The sequence below is a fragment of the Kitasatospora sp. NBC_01300 genome (genome assembly GCF_041435235.1).
GTDB lineage: Bacteria > Actinomycetota > Actinomycetes > Streptomycetales > Streptomycetaceae > Kitasatospora.
Window position 1 is genome coordinate 3615818 of sequence record NZ_CP108408.1, and the last position, 14334, is coordinate 3630151.

General features: G+C 75.4%; 14 protein-coding genes. 12 read left to right on the plus strand and 2 right to left on the minus strand.

Going from position 1 to position 14334, the window contains the following annotated elements:
* The first annotated feature begins 39 nt into the window (after positions 1–39).
* The 9 genes from OG556_RS15940 (at position 40) to OG556_RS15980 (ending at position 9168) form a co-directional block, all read left to right on the plus strand.
* The gene (locus OG556_RS15940) at positions 40–1170 is read left to right on the plus strand and encodes a PP2C family protein-serine/threonine phosphatase (RefSeq protein ID WP_371517601.1); all 1131 of its coding nucleotides are present in this window, start codon (positions 40–42) and stop codon (positions 1168–1170) included.
* 172 nt (positions 1171–1342) lie between these two features.
* Positions 1343–3496 (plus strand): SpoIIE family protein phosphatase, encoded by a 2154-nt coding sequence (locus OG556_RS15945; protein WP_371517602.1) that lies wholly within the window; start codon positions 1343–1345, stop codon positions 3494–3496.
* Between the two features lie 233 nt (positions 3497–3729).
* Positions 3730–4998, plus strand: coding sequence for a sensor histidine kinase (locus tag OG556_RS15950; protein ID WP_371522725.1), 1269 nt, complete (start codon positions 3730–3732; stop codon positions 4996–4998).
* Positions 4982–5395, plus strand: coding sequence for a roadblock/LC7 domain-containing protein (locus OG556_RS15955; protein ID WP_063348307.1), 414 nt, complete (start codon positions 4982–4984; stop codon positions 5393–5395). Before OG556_RS15950 ends, OG556_RS15955 begins: the two co-directional genes overlap by 17 nt.
* The gene (locus OG556_RS15960; protein WP_371517604.1) at positions 5392–5739 is read left to right on the plus strand and encodes a DUF742 domain-containing protein; all 348 of its coding nucleotides are present in this window, start codon (positions 5392–5394) and stop codon (positions 5737–5739) included. Before OG556_RS15955 ends, OG556_RS15960 begins: the two co-directional genes overlap by 4 nt.
* Positions 5717–6352 (plus strand): ATP/GTP-binding protein, encoded by a 636-nt coding sequence (locus OG556_RS15965; protein WP_371517605.1) that lies wholly within the window; start codon positions 5717–5719, stop codon positions 6350–6352. The genes OG556_RS15960 and OG556_RS15965 overlap by 23 nt, the downstream gene beginning before the upstream one ends.
* Positions 6349–7797, plus strand: a complete 1449-nt coding sequence (locus OG556_RS15970) for a cytochrome P450 (protein ID WP_371517606.1) — start codon at positions 6349–6351, stop codon at positions 7795–7797. Before OG556_RS15965 ends, OG556_RS15970 begins: the two co-directional genes overlap by 4 nt.
* Positions 7761–8867, plus strand: coding sequence for a cytochrome P450 (locus OG556_RS15975; protein WP_363581355.1), 1107 nt, complete (start codon positions 7761–7763; stop codon positions 8865–8867). The genes OG556_RS15970 and OG556_RS15975 overlap by 37 nt, the downstream gene beginning before the upstream one ends.
* Positions 8868–8910: 43 nt before the next feature.
* Positions 8911–9168 carry a hypothetical protein gene (locus tag OG556_RS15980; protein ID WP_350880538.1) on the plus strand — a complete coding sequence of 86 codons (258 nt, stop codon included), beginning with the start codon at positions 8911–8913 and terminating at the stop codon, positions 9166–9168.
* A gap of 220 nt (positions 9169–9388) precedes the next feature.
* Here the strand turns inward: OG556_RS15980 and OG556_RS15985 are convergent, their stop codons facing one another.
* Together OG556_RS15985 and OG556_RS15990 are read right to left on the minus strand one after the other, a co-directional pair.
* Positions 9389–10213, minus strand: a complete 825-nt coding sequence (locus tag OG556_RS15985; RefSeq protein WP_371517607.1) for an isocitrate lyase/phosphoenolpyruvate mutase family protein — start codon at positions 10211–10213, stop codon at positions 9389–9391.
* 11 nt (positions 10214–10224) lie between these two features.
* A complete protein-coding gene (locus OG556_RS15990) occupies positions 10225–10710 on the minus strand; it encodes a carboxymuconolactone decarboxylase family protein (protein WP_371517608.1) in 486 nt (161 codons plus the stop codon).
* 244 nt (positions 10711–10954) lie between these two features.
* Between OG556_RS15990 and OG556_RS15995 the strand changes: the two genes are divergently transcribed.
* The 3 genes from OG556_RS15995 to OG556_RS16005 all read left to right on the plus strand — a co-directional run bounded on the left by OG556_RS15995 (position 10955) and on the right by OG556_RS16005 (position 14334).
* Positions 10955–11767, plus strand: a complete 813-nt coding sequence (locus OG556_RS15995; protein ID WP_371517609.1) for an NRDE family protein — start codon at positions 10955–10957, stop codon at positions 11765–11767.
* A gap of 167 nt (positions 11768–11934) precedes the next feature.
* Complete coding sequence (locus OG556_RS16000) at positions 11935–12855, plus strand: undecaprenyl-diphosphate phosphatase (RefSeq protein WP_371517610.1); 921 nt, start codon at positions 11935–11937, stop codon at positions 12853–12855.
* Between the two features lie 51 nt (positions 12856–12906).
* Positions 12907–14334: a PLP-dependent aminotransferase family protein gene (locus OG556_RS16005; RefSeq protein ID WP_371517611.1), complete on the plus strand. Its 1428-nt coding sequence runs from the start codon at positions 12907–12909 to the stop codon at positions 14332–14334.

The window sequence follows — 14334 nt, forward strand, 5'->3', positions numbered from 1 at the left end:
TCATGACAGGGGACCGCCGACCCCTTGGCGGAGGTCCACGTGCCCGCACCGATAGCGAGGGCGCGGCGGTGGTACCTGCGGCTGCTGGACGGGAACGCCCGGGCCGCGCGGTACGCGCTGGGGGTGCTGCTCGGGGTGACAGCCGTGCTGAGCGTGCTGCCGATCGTGCTGCCGTACAGCTGGCCGCCGTCGGCGCTGGTGCTGCCGCTGGTGGTCGGCGGGCTGCTGCTGCGGCGCGGTCAGCTGCTGGTGCTGGTGTGCGCGGCGCTGGCCGGCGGGGTGCTGGGGGCGGTGGTGCGGGATCCGCTCGGGGTGCGGATCGGGGTGACGCTGGTCCTGGCCGCCACCGCGGTGACGGTGCTGGCCGCGAACCGGTTCCGGCACCGGCTGGGTCTGCGCGGGACCCAGGGCGATTCGATGCTGCTGGAGCTGGCCGAGCACACCCGGGCGCTGGCCCGGCTTCCGGAGCGGCTGCTCGACTGGCACTTCGACAGTGCGCTGGCACCGGCCGGCGACACCTCGTTCTCGGGTGACTTCCTGCTGTGCGCGCACCGCCCCGAGGAGGACCTGCTGGAGCTGCTGCTGGTGGACGTGTCGGGCAAGGGCAGCCGGGCGGCGGCCCGCTCGACGCACCTGTCGGGCGCGTTCGCGATGCTGCTGGGGCGGGTGCCCCCGGAGGCGTTCCTGCCGGCGGCCAACGACCACCTGGTGCGGATGGGCTGGGAGGACGACTTCGCGACGGCGGTGCACCTCGCGCTGCGCCCGGCGACGGGCGACTACCTGCTGTTCAACGCCGGCCATCCGGCGCCCGCGCAGTTCCGCCGGGCGGACGGCGGCGGCTGGGCGCGGTCGGGGCACGGCGGCCCGGCACTGGGGCTGGTGTCGGGCGCGCTGTATCCGGCGGTGTCGGGGCGGCTGCGGCGGGGCGATTCGCTGCTGCTGTTCAGCGACGGCCTGGTGGAGGTGCCGGGTCGGGACCTGGACGAGGGGGTGGGCCGGCTGCTGGCGGCGGCCGAGCCGGTGGTGCGGCCGTGGCGGACGCAGCAGCAGCTCACCCGGGGTGCGGCGGAGCGGCTGGTGCGGACGGTGGCGCGGGACGCGGCGGACGACCGGACGCTGGTGCTGGTACGCCGTCTGGGCCACCATTCACCCGCTTCAGCACCCGCCTGAGAAATAAGGTATTAAGAATTAAGTGCCCGTTCGGGCACCCAGAGGGCACCCACCCCCCGAGAGCGGAAAGGCCGGGTATCCGATGGACCTGAGCTCTCCGTGGGTTCCCCCCTCCGAGGACGAGAGCCGGAGGCCGCGCAGCAGTCCCACCGCCCGCAGCCCCATGCGCTGCGTGCGCTTGCTGCTCGGCTGCACCAGCGCCGCCGAACTGCTCGGCACCGTCCTCGCCGAGGGACCGGGGTGGATCACCGGCGAGGGTTCCGCGCTCTACCTGCTGGATTCCGCCGGGATGCTCCGGCTGACCGCCTCGCACGGGCTGCCGGACTGGGCCCACGAGCGCTACAGCATCGTCGATCCGGCCAGTGACCTCCCCGCCGCGATGGCCCTGCGGTTACGCCGCCCCTACCTGCTCAGTCCCGAGCACACCAGCGTCGACTACCCGAACAAGAACGCCGGCATGGGCACCGGCATGGTCGCCGTGATCGCCCTGCCGATGGTCGTCGACGAGCGGCCGGTCGGCGTCCTCGCCCTCGCGCTGGCCCACCGGGGCACCGTCCCCCGCCGCGACCTGGACGTCCTGGAGACCATCGGCGAGGCCTGCGCCCACCGGCTGTCCCACCTGCTCGACCACGCGGACGCCCGGATACCCCAGGATCCGGCCGGGGCGCCGCCGGACGGGGCCGGGAGCCTCCCCGCCGGGCTGGCCCACCCGATGCTGTCGCTCGCCGTCCGGGCCGCCGGGCACGGCGCCTTCGAACGCGATCTGGTCACCGGCGAGAGCTACTGGGACGCCGCGGCGTTCCGGGTCACCGGCCAGCCCGCCACCGCCGACGGCTCCGCCCCGGAGCTGGACCGGATCGTCCACCCGGAGGACCTGCCGGACGTGCAGGCCGCGCTCGCCGAGTCGCTCACCACCGGCGGGTGGTACCGGATCGGGTACCGGGTGCTGCGCGGGGGCGGCAAGGTGGCGCGGATCGAGGAGACCGGCGAGGTGATGCTGGACGTCCACGGCCGGCCGGTCCGGGTCGCCGGGCTGCTCTCCGACCGGGACCAGGACCGGGACCAGCACCGGAGACACCCCCGGGAGCACGCCACCCCGGGCGGGGCCCGGACGGCACTGCTGCTCGCGCTCACCCGGTCGCTGTCGCGGGCGGTGACCGTCCGGGACGTCACCACCGCCGTCACCGACGTCGCCCGCCCGGCGTTCGGCGCCGCCAGCATCGTCCTGGACCTGGTGGACGAGGGCCGGCTGCTGCCCGTCTCGCACACCGTGTACGGCGGGCCGAGGCGCACCGAGCTGACCCGGCTGGCGGACCGCTCCGAGAACGTGATGCAGCACGCGCTGACCCGCTCCGCCCCGCTGTTCAGCGAGCCCGACACGAGCCGGGGCCGGCACGGCCCGCTCACCCCGGTCTCCTGGGCGGTGCTGCCGCTGGTCGCCTCCGGGCGGCAGGTGGGCTCCTGCCTGATCACCTTCTCCACCGAGCGGGCGTTCGGCCGGGAGGACCGCACCCTGTACTCGGCCTTCGCCGGGATCCTGGCGCAGTCCCTGGAGCGGGCCCGGCTGTACGACACCCACCACCACCGCGCCACCGAGCTGCAGCGCGCGATGCTGCCGCGCACCCTGCCCCGGCTGCCCGGGATCGCCAGTGCCGCCCGCTACCTGCCGAGCACCGAGGGCATGCAGATCGGCGGCGACTGGTACGACCTGCTGAAGCTGCCGGACGGCCGGATCGGGCTGGTGATCGGCGACGTCCAGGGCCACAACGCGGAGGCGACGGCGGTGATGGGCCAGCTGCGCAGCGGCCTGCGGGCGTACGCGACGGACGGGCACGATCCGGCCGCCACGCTGGCCCGGACCAGCCGGCTGCTGACCGAACTGGACACCGACCTGTTCGCGACCTGCCTCTTCCTGGCCCTGGACCCGGCCGACGGCGCGCTGACCGCGGCCCGGGCCGGGCATCCCGCGCCGGTGCGGATCGCGGACGCCGGGGCCGTCGAGCTCGACCTGCCGGGCGGGCCGCCGCTGGGCGTGGACCCGGGGCAGCCGTACCCGCTGACGGCCGGCCGGCTGGCGGTCGGCGAGACGCTGCTGGTGTACACCGACGGGCTGGTCGAGGACCGCGAGGAGGACTACGACGAGTCGGTGCAGCGGATGCTCGGCGGGCTGGAGCTGTGGGCCCGGCAGACCGGCCCGACCCGGGCCGGCGCGGCACCCGCGCTGGAGCGGCTGGCCGACCTGCTCACGCTGAACGTGACCGAGCGGCGGTCCCGGCCGGACGACGTGGCGCTGTTGCTCCTGCACCGGACGTCGCCCCTTCCGTAACACCACGCACACGTTCCCCACACATCCCAGGACATGACTCGGCCATCTCCCGCCCGGCCCGGCCGACGCGCCGCAGGCGCCCCACCGGGGACGAACGTCCTCGGGCCGCCCGGATCGCGGTCGAGCGGCGCCGGTTTGACGCCGTATTGACTGGATATTGACGAGATCCGGTCACTTGGCGAGATCCGTTCACACCTTCGTAGGATCATCACCCTAGAATTCGCGGCGTGACGATGACTCAGTGGTGCACAACGGCAACCGGCGTACTCGCCGCCCTCGCCCTCGTGGCCACCGCCCGGTACCGCGCCGTGTCCGTCACCCAGCGCCGCCGCGCCGACCGGCTGCGGCGCGACCTCGCCCGGCTCCAGGAGCAGCTCGGCGCCGAACTCTCCCGCCGCGGCGCCGACCTGGCCGCCGTCCAGCAGGAGCAGGAACTCACCGCCTCCACCCAGCGGGCCTTCCTCAGCGTCGCCCGCCGCATCCTCGTCATGGCCCACGACCAGCAGGCCCTGCTCGACGAGATGGAACGCACCCACGACGACCCGGCGTTGCTGGAGGGCCTGCTCAAGGCCGACCACGCCGCCGCCCAACAGGCCCGGCTGGCCCAGACCCTGGCCGTGCTGTGCGGCGCGCGGGCCGGCCGCCACTGGCCCGAGCCGGTCTCGCTGGAGGACGTCGTGCGCGGCGCCCAGTCCCGCATCCTGCCGTTCCAGCGGGTGGTGGTCCGCAGCCGGATCGAGACCGCGGTGGTCGGCGCCGCCGCCGAGGCGCTGATCCACGCCGTCGCCGAGCTGCTGGACAACGCCACCCGCTACTCCCCGCCCAGCACCCAGGTGTTCGTCACCCTGATGCCGGTGCACAACGGAGCCGTCATCGAGATCGACGACGGTGGCGTCGGCATGCCGGAACAGGCCGTCGCCAAGGCCGCCGCCGCCCTCGCCGGCGGCACCAGCCTGGAGGTCTCCCGACTCGGCGAGGTGCCGCAACTGGGCCTCGCCGCGGTCGGCCGGCTGGCCGAGCAGTACGGCTTCCGGGTCACCCTCAGCTCGGCGCCCTCGCCGTACGGCGGCGTCCGCGTCGTCGTGATGCTGCCGAACGCCCTGCTCACCGAACCGCTGCCGCCCACCGTCCCCGGCCTCGGACCGGACGACCGGGCGTTCAGCACCGACCTCCGGCCGACCGGGCACCCCGCCGGACACCCCCTGGTGGAGACCCCGCCGGCCGGCCGACCCCCCGCGGCCGCCCACACCCCGCCGCCGCTGCCCCGCCGGAGCCACCGACGCGACCGCGCCGCCCGCCCCGCCCAGCACGCCTCTCCCGCGCCGCCGCCCGCCCCGCCGTACCGCTCGGCCCGGGACGCGCAGGCGTTCATGGCGATGTTCCAGGCCGGCACCGCCAGCGGCCGATCGGCCGCCCGGGCCCAGGCCCAGCCCGACCCTTCCCTGCCCGCTTCCCCCCGACTTCCCCAGCGCTCCGGAGAGTTCCATGACCACCACCCCTGATCTCGGCTGGATGCTCGCCGACATCGTCAACGTCCCGCAGGTCCAGCACGCCGTCGTCGTCTCCAACGACGGCCTGGAGATCGGCCGCAGCGCGAACATCGCGCGCGAGGACGCCGAACGGCTCGCCGCCGCCTGCTCCGGACTCCAGTCGCTGGCCCGCGGCGTCGCGACCGGGTTCGGCGGACCGGGCAGCGCCACCCGCCAGATCATCATCGAGTACGGCGGCGGCTACCTGTTCATCGTCGCCGCCGGGGCCGGCGCACACCTGGCCGTGGTGACCAGCGACGCCGTGGACGCCGGCCTGGTCGCCTACCAGATGCAGGTCCTGGTCGAACGGATCGGCAGCCACCTCACCAGCCCGCCGCGGGTCGACCACGCGGCGGGGGGACACCGGTGAGCGGGCCGGTCCGGCCCTACGTCATCACCGGTGGCCGCAGCCGGTCCACCCGGGCCGAGCTGGCCATCGAGAGCCTGGTCAGCGCGTTACCCGAGGCGCCGGAGCTCCCGGACCACGCCCTGCTCAACCGCGAGCACCGGCGCATCCTCGCGCTCTGCCACAGCCTGCTGTCGATCGCCGAGGTGGCGGCCCACCTGGGGCTGCCGCTCGGCGTCGTCAAGGTGCTGGTCGGCGACCTCTGGGACCTCGGCGCCGTCCAGGTCCTCCCGCCCGTCCCGCAGGCCGAGCGCCTGCCCGCAACCCTTCTGGAAGAGGTGCTCGTTGGCCTCCGCCAACTCCGCTGAAGCCCCCGGGGCCCCCGCCGACCTGCCCGCCGAGCCGCGGTACCTGCCGTCCTCGGTCCAGGGCGCGGTGAAGATCCTGGTCACCGGCCCGTTCGGGGTCGGCAAGACCACCCTGGTCGGCTCGCTCAGCGAGATCACTCCGCTGCGCACCGAGGAGACGATGACCGCCGCCAGCACCGGCATCGACGACCTCACCGGACGCGGCGACAAGACCACCACCACGGTCGCGCTCGACTTCGGCCGGATCACGCTCAACCCGCGGCTCGCGCTGTACCTGTTCGGCACGCCCGGGCAGCAGCGGTTCTGGCCGCTCTGGGACGACCTGTCACGCGGTGCGCTCGGCGCCATCGCCATGGTCGACCTGCGCCGCCCGGACGAGAGCTTCGACGTGCTCGGCCGCCTGGAGGAGCAGCGCATCCCGTTCGCCGTGGCGGTCAACACCTTCTCGGACACGCCGAGTTACCCCGAGGAGGAGCTGCGCTCCGCCCTCGACCTGCTGCCGGAGGTACCGATCCTGCACTGCGACGCCCGCGACCGGCGGCAGTCCTACGACCTGCTGATCGACTTCGTCGACCACCTGCACCGCAGCTCGATCCTGGAGCTCCAGGGATGACCGCGCCCGAACCCGGCACCGCCTCCCCCGGCTGCCCGTTCCCGCACGGCGGCAGCCTGCCCGCCGGCGTCCCGCTGACCCCGCTGTACGGCCCCGCCGTCGCCGAGGACCCGCACGGCCTGTACGCCCGGCTGCGCCAGCGCTACGGCCCGGTCGCGCCGATCGAGCTGGAGCCCGGGGTCGAGGCCTGGCTCGTCCTCGGCTACGCCGAACTGCTCGAACTCACCCGCAACGAGGCGCTGTTCTCCAAGGACTCGCGCCGCTGGCGGGTGCCCGCCGAGGGCCGGCTGGCCCCCGACTCCCGGCTGCTGCCGATGACCTCCTGGCGGCCCACCCTGCTCAACCTGGACGGCGCCGAGCACCAGCGGCTGCGCTCCGCCGTCTCGGACACCCTCTCCCAGATCGACCACCGCCAGCTGCGCGAGACCACCGAGGCCTGCGCCAACGACCTCATCGACAGCTGGGGCCCGGACGGCACCGCCGACCTGATCGCCCAGTACGCCCGCCCGCTGCCGCTGCTGGTCTTCACCCAGCTGGTCGGCCTGCCCCGCGAGGCCGGGCCCCACCTGGTCGAGCTGATCAGCCACTTCGTGGACAGCGGCCCCAAGTCGGTGCGCGCCAACGCCGAGTTCCAGGCGATCCTGGTCGACCTGGTCCGGCGCCGCCGGACCGCCCCCAGCGCCGACCTCACCTCCTGGCTGCTCGCCCACCCGGCCGCGCTCACCGACGAGGAGGCCGTGCACCACCTGGTGGTGATGCTGGTCGCGGGCAACGAGACCAGCATCAACTGGACCGGCAACACGCTGCGGCTGCTGCTCACCGACCGCCGGTTCCGGGCCACCCTCACCGGCGGGCGGCTCACCGTCTCCGACGCGCTGGAGGAGGTGCTCTGGCGCGACCCGCCGACGCAGAACTTCCCCGGACGCTGGGCCACCGGCGACACCGTCCTCGGCGGCCAGTACATCAGCGCCGGCGACATGCTCGTCCTCGGCCTGGCCGCGGCCAACGCCGACCCGGCCGCCCAGGGCGTCGCCTCCGCCGCCCAGGGCTCGCTCGGCGGCAACCGGGCCCACCTCGCCTGGGGCGCCGGACGGCACGTCTGCCCGGCCCAGCACCCGGCCCGGATCATCGTCGAGACCGCCGTCGAGACCCTGCTGCACCGCCTGCCCGATCTCCAACTCGCCGTCCCGTCCGGCGACCTGGGATGGCGCCCGTCCCCGTGGTCACGGGCCCTGCTCGGCCTGCCGGTGCTGTACAGCGCCTTCACCCCGCCCCGCCCGCCAGCCCCCGAGAGGCCCGCATGGACACCGCCGTCGACCCCCGACCCGAGCCCGTCAGACTCGACCCCTTCGGACGCGACCAGCACCAGGAGAACGCCCGCCTCCGGGCGGCCGGCCCCGCGGTCCTGGTGGAGCTCCCTGGCGGGGTGGTGGTCTGGGCGATAACCCACCACGACACCCTCCAGGCGTTGCTCGCCGACCACCGGGTGGGCAAGAACGCCCAGCTGTGGACGACCTTCCGGGAGGGCCGGCTGCCCCAGGGCTGGCCGCTGCTCAACTTCGTCACCGTGCCCGGCATGGTCACCGCCGACGGCGACGACCACCGGCGGCTGCGCGGCCTGGTCAGCCAGGCCTTCACCCCGCGCCGAATAGCCGACCTGGCGCCCGCGATCGAGGCCCGCACCGTCTCACTGCTCGACCGGGTCGCCGAGCTGGACGGCGCGTTCGACCTGCGCGAGCACTTCGCCTACCCGCTGCCGATGCAGGTGATCGGCGAACTGCTCGGCCTGGCGCTGGACGAGCAGGACAGGCTGCACGAGCTCTCCGACACCCTGGTCTCCAGCTCGGCCACCCCCGCGGCGGCCGCCGCCGCGCAGCAGGCCCTGTACGCGCTGCTGGGCTCCGTGGTGGCGGCCAAGCGGGCCGCGCCCGGCGACGACCTCACCACCGACCTGATCGCCGCCCGCGAGGCCGGGGACCGGCTCAGCGAGGCCGAGTTGGTCGGCACCCTGCTGCTGATGCTGGTCGCCGGGCACGAGACCACGCTCAACCTGATCACCAACGCCGTCCGGGCCCTGCTCGCCCACCCCGACCAGCTGCGGCTGGTGCTCTCCGGTGAGCAGCCGTGGTCGGCGGTCATCGAGGAGACGCTGCGCTACGACTCGCCGGTCGGCCAGTTCCCGCTGCGCTACGCGACCGAGGACATCGAGGTCGGTGACGTGGTGATCCGGCGCGGCGAGGCGCTGCTCGCCTCCTACGCGGCGGCCGGCCGCGACGCCGGGCACCACCCGGACGCCGACCGCTTCGACGTCACCCGCCGGCCCAACCGGCACCTGTCGCTCGGTCACGGCCCGCACTTCTGCCTCGGCTCCGGGCTGGCCCGGCTGGAGGCCGAGACCGCGCTGCGGCACCTGTTCGAGCGGTTCCCCGGGCTGGCCCTCGCCGAGGGCGACGCGCCGGAGCCGATCGGCTCCTTCATCAGCAACAGCGTGCGAACCCTGCGGGTGACGGTCTGAGCCGCCCGGTTACCTGAAGGCGGCCCGGGTCGTTCGGCAGTGCATGAAGAAACTCGCCACCCTGGCCGCCCTCACCATGGCGGGCCTCGCGCTCGCCGCCCCGGCGGCGTCCGCCACCACCCAGACCGCGAGCTCCCCGGACGCCACCGGGGGCCTCACCGACGGTCTCAACCTCTCCCCGGCCGACCTCGCCATCCACGCCGCCGGCAAGCTGCCGGTGGTCGGCCACGCCGCCCAGGAGGTGGAGGCCGTCGGCACCAACCAGATGACCCACCCGGGGCTCAGCGGCCAAATCGGCTGACCCGGAGCCGGACCGGCCGACCACGCCCACCGGGCACCGCCCCGGTTGCCGCCACCCCCCGTCGGCGGCAGCCGGGGCTTCGCCGTGCCCGGGCCCGCGCCAGCGCCGCCGGTCCGCCCGGCCGCCGGTCCGCCCAGCGCTGGGCGGACCGCTCGGCGCTGGAGGGACCGCTCGGCGCTGGACGGACCGCTCGGCGCTGGAGGGACCGCGAGGAGCCCGCTCAGAAGAGGCCGTTCAGCTCCTGGTAGGTCAGCCCGCCCTCCAGAGCGGTGTAGGTGCCGCTCGCGTACACCTCCGCGGCGGCCCGGCGCACCGCCGCGTACGCCACCTCGGCCAGCCCGGGGCCGAGGCTCACCCGGGCCACGCCCAGCTTCGCCAGCTCCGGCACGGACGGCGCGCCCGGACCCGCCAGCACGTTCAGCGGCACCGGGACGGCCGCGGCCAGCGCGGCGATCGTCTCCCGGTCCGCGACACCGGGCACGAACACGCCGTCCGCACCCGCCTCGACGTAGGCCCGCAGCCGGCGCACCGCGTCGTCCAGCCGGCCCTCCGGCGCGCCGATCCCGTGCAGGAACACGTCGGTGCGCGCGTTGACGAAGGCGGGCACGCCCGCCGCGTCCGCCGCCGCCCGGGCCGCCGCGATCCGCTCGGCGGCCTCGGCCGCCGGCCGGCCCTCGTCCTCCAGGTTGACGCCGACCGCGCCGGTGGCCAGCAGCGCGGCGACGGACTCGCCGACGCCGGCGGCGGTCCGCGCGAAGCCGCTCTCCAGGTCGGCGGTGACCGGCAGGTCCACCGCGCGGACCACCTGCGCCGTCCGTACCAGGACCTGTTCGAGGTCGGCGCCGCCGCCGTCCCGGCTGCCGAGCGACCAGGAGACGCTCGCGCTGGCCGTCGCCACCGCCCGCGCTCCGGCGGCGGCGACCAGCCGGGCGCTCGCCGCGTCCCACACGTTGGCGAGCACCAGCGGCTCGCCCGGCCGGTGCAGCTCCCGGAGCAGCCGGGCCTTCTCCTGCTGGACGTCCACCGTGCTCGCCGTCCCTGTCATGGTCCCGGGCCTCACTTGGCGGCCGGGCTGAGCCGGGAGGCCACCCCGATCCGGTTCCAGGCGTTGATGGTGACGATCAGCGCGATCAGCTGGGCCAGCTCGGCCTCGTCGAACTGGGCGGCGGCCTCGGCGTAGACCGCGTCCGGGACGTGTCCCTGGGTCAGCAGGGTGACCGACTCGGTGAGGGCCAGCGCGGCCCGCTCCCGGGCGGTGAACCAGGGGGTCTCGCGCCAGGCCGGGAGGGAGAGCAGCCGGTGGTCCTGCTCGCCGCCCTTCAGGGCGTCGGTGCTGTGCATGTCGATGCAGAAGGCGCAGCCGTTGATCATCGAGGCGTGCACCTTGACCAGCTCGGCGAGCGTGTGGTCGATGCCCTTCCGGGAGGCGCGGTCCACCGCGATCATGGCCTGGTAGAAGTCGGGGGCCAGGCTGTGCAGCGCGAGGCGCTGGGCGGGGGCCGGGACGGGCGCTTCGGCCGACTGGTGCTCGTTCGTCGTCATGACGCCAGCCTAGGGACCTGGTGGACCCGTTTCCTGGTGCATTTGAACCACAGAATCCTGGGCCACTTCGGTCTGCACCCGGCCGTGGGGCGAGTGTGGCACGGCGGCGGCCGAAAAGGGAGGGCCCGGGGGGCGCCTCCGGGCGCGGACGCCCACTCCCGGCGCGCGAACGGGAGTGCGAGGATCGACGGCGGGGGGCGCCACCACGCGTGCCCCCGCCGGGCGAGGTCAGGGGGCCACGATCGTGTGTACGGCGTTCGTCAGCATCGAACCGGGAGCGGCCGTGCCGGTGCTGCTCCTCTCCGTCCGGGACGAGTACCTCGGACGCGACTGGCTGCCGCCGGACCACCACTGGCCGGACCGGCCGGACCTGGTCGGCGGACTCGACCTCGCCGCCGGCGGCACCTGGCTGGCCGTCGACCCCGGGCGGCGGACCGCCGCCTGCCTGCTGAACGGCTTCGGGCCGCTCGCCCCCGCCGACACCCGGCTCTCCCGCGGCGAACTGCCGCTCACCGCCGTCCGGAACGGCGGGATCGGCCACCTCGACCTCACCCCGTACGACCCGTTCCACCTCGTCCTGGTCCGGCCCGACGGCGCCCGGGTCGCCAGCTGGGGCGGCGGCCGGCTGGAGGAGCGCGAACTGCCGGTCGGCCTCAGCGTGGTGCTCAACGACGGGCTGGAGGGCATGGCCGCCAACCGGACGGCCTCCGAGCGGATCCGCGCGCTGATGGCCGCCCGCGCCGACCGCTTCCGGGCCCGCCTCGCCGCCGCGCCCCGGCCGGAGCCGACCGGTGACGGGCCCGCCGAACGGGCCTGGGGCGACTGGCTGCCGATCGTCGCGGGCGACGGCCTGCCGCTGGACGACGACGCGGCGCTGATCCAGCGGCGGGACTTCGGCGACGGGCGGATCTGGGGGTCCTCCTCGATCTCGCTGCTCGCGCTCGGGCCGGACGGGCCGCGCTACGACTTCGCCCCCGCGCCGGTGCCCGTCGGCGGCGGGGCGTGGCGGCGGGTGCCGCTCGGCGGAGGCGGGTCGGCGGCGCGGTCCGGCGGCTGACGACGGCTGACGACGGCTGACCGGCGACCGGTCGGGGACCGATCGGCAGCGGTGGCGCCCAGACGTCCGCTCGATGAACTTCTGGCGGCGGGGCTGCCGGGCGTCTACATGCCCGTAGTAGCTTCGCGGGGCTCCCCCGGATCCAGACCCCCGAGCGAAGGTGCGCGATGTCCACCCTGACCTACCCGGAAGCGATAGGCGTCGGCCTGCTGCAGGGTGTGACGGAACTCTTCCCGGTCTCCAGCCTGGGCCACAGCATCCTGCTCCCCGCCCTGATCGGCGGGAAGATCCAACGGGACCTCGACATGACCGCCGAGGGCTCCTCCTACCTCGCCGTCCTGGTCGGCCTGCACCTGGCCACCGCGTTCGCGCTGGTGGTGTTCTTCCGCAAGGACTGGGTCCGGGTGATCGGCGGCTTCTTCAGCTCGATCCGCCGCCGCCGGGTCGAGAGCCGGGACGAGAAGCTCGCCTGGCTGCTGATCATCTCCACCATCCCGGTCGGGGTGGCGGGCCTCGCCCTGGAGAAGGCGCTGCGCAACGCGCTCGGCAAGCCCGTCCCGGCCGCCGTCTTCCTGGCCCTCAACGGGCTGGTGCTGCTCGGTGCCGAACGGCTCAAGCGCGGCGGCACCGGCCGCCGGCGGGCCGGGCACGCCGCCCCGCCCGCCGAGGAACCGGGCCTCGACCCGGCGATCGCCTCCGACCACCGCCTCGCCCGGCTCAGCTTCGTCCAGGGCGCCTGGATCGGCGCCGCCCAGATCCTCGCGCTCTTCCCCGGTATCAGCCGCTCCGGTGTCACCATGAGCGCCGGCATCCTGCGCGGCCTGCACCACGAGGACGCCGCCCGCTTCTCCTTCCTGCTCGCGACCCCGGTCATCCTGGCCGCCTCCGTGCTGAAGGTGCCCGAGCTGTTCAAGCCGGAGAACTCCGCCGTCCTCGGCCCGGTCGTCGCCGGCAGCATCGCCGCCTTCGTCGCCGGCTACGTCTCGGTGCGCTTCCTCACCAAGTACTTCGAGACCCACAGCCTGACGCCGTTCGCGCTCTACTGCTTCCTCGCCGGCGTCGGCAGCGCGGTCTACCTGTCGGTCTGATCCGCCACCGACTCGGGGGCGAGGATGCCGGGCCGCGCGATAATCGGGCCCGTGAGCAGCTCCTGGACCTCCTTCGGCGGCGACCTGCACCTGGACCTCACCGAGCGGCGCGCCGCCGGGGCCGGGCTGCGGGCCGCTCTGGAGGACGCGCTGCGCGAGGCCGTCCAGGACGGGCGGCTCGTGCCCGGCACCCGGTTGCCGTCCTCGCGGGCCCTCGGCGAGGACCTCGGGATCGCCCGGAACACCGTGGTCGAGGCGTACGGGCAGCTCACCGCGGAGGGCTGGCTCGCCTCCCGGCAGGGCTCCGGCACCACCGTCGCCCGGCGGGCCGCGCCCGGCCGGAGCCGGCGGGTGGCCCGGCCCGCGGCGGGGCGGCGGGCCGTCCGGCACGACCTGATGGCCGGGCGGCCCGACCTCTCGCTCTTCCCCCGCACCGCCTGGCTCGCCGCCGCCCGCCGGGCCCTCGCCACCGCGCCGCACGAGGCCTTCGGCTACGGCGGCCCGTTCGGCCGGATCGAGCTGCGGCGGGCGCTCACCGACTACCTGGCGCGGGTCCGCGGCGTCCGCACCGACCCCGACCACCTGCTGATCTGCACCGGTGTCTCCCAGGGCCTGGGCCTGCTCTGCGCCGCCCTGCGGGAGCGCGGGGACCGCGCCCTCGCGGTCGAGGAGTACGGGCTGCCGCCGCAGCACGCCGTCGCCCGGGCGGCGGGGCTGGCCACCGTCCCGGTGCCGCTGGACGGGGCGGGCGCCCGGGTCGAGCGGCTGGACGGCCGGTGCGGGGCCGTCCTGCTCACCCCCGCGCACCAGTTCCCCACCGGTGCGCCGCTGGCCGCCGACCGGCGGGCCGCCGCGGTGCGCTGGGCCCGCGAGCGGGACGGGTACGTCGTCGAGGACGACTACGACGGCGAGTTCCGCTACGACCGGCAGCCGGTCGGCGCGATGCAGGCGCTCGACCCGGAGCGGGTGGTGTACGCCGGGACGGCCGCCAAGAGCCTCGCGCCGGGCCTGCGGCTGGCCTGGCTGGCCCTGCCGGACGCGCTGGTCGAGCCGGTGGCCCGGTTGAAGACGCTGGCCGACACGATGTCCCCGGTGCTCGACCAGCTGACCCTCGCCGAGCTGATCACCTCCGGGACGTACGACCGGCACGTCCGCCGCTGCCGGCTGCACTACCGGCGCCGGCGGGACCGGCTGGTCGCCGCGCTCGCCGAGCACGCCCCGCGCGTGCGGGTCACCGGGATCGCCGCCGGGCTGCACGCCGTTCTCCAACTGCCGCCCGGTTCCGCGTCCGAGGCGGAGCTGCTGGCCCGGGCCGAGGCCGCCGGCCTGGCCCTCGAAGGGCTGTCCTGGCACCTCGCCGACCGGTCGGCCGCCGCCCCGGACGCCGCTCCCGCTCTGGTGATCGGCTACGCGTCCCCGCCCGAGCACGCCTTCCCGGCCGCGCTGGACGCCCTCTGCGAGCTGCTGCGCGAGCGCTGA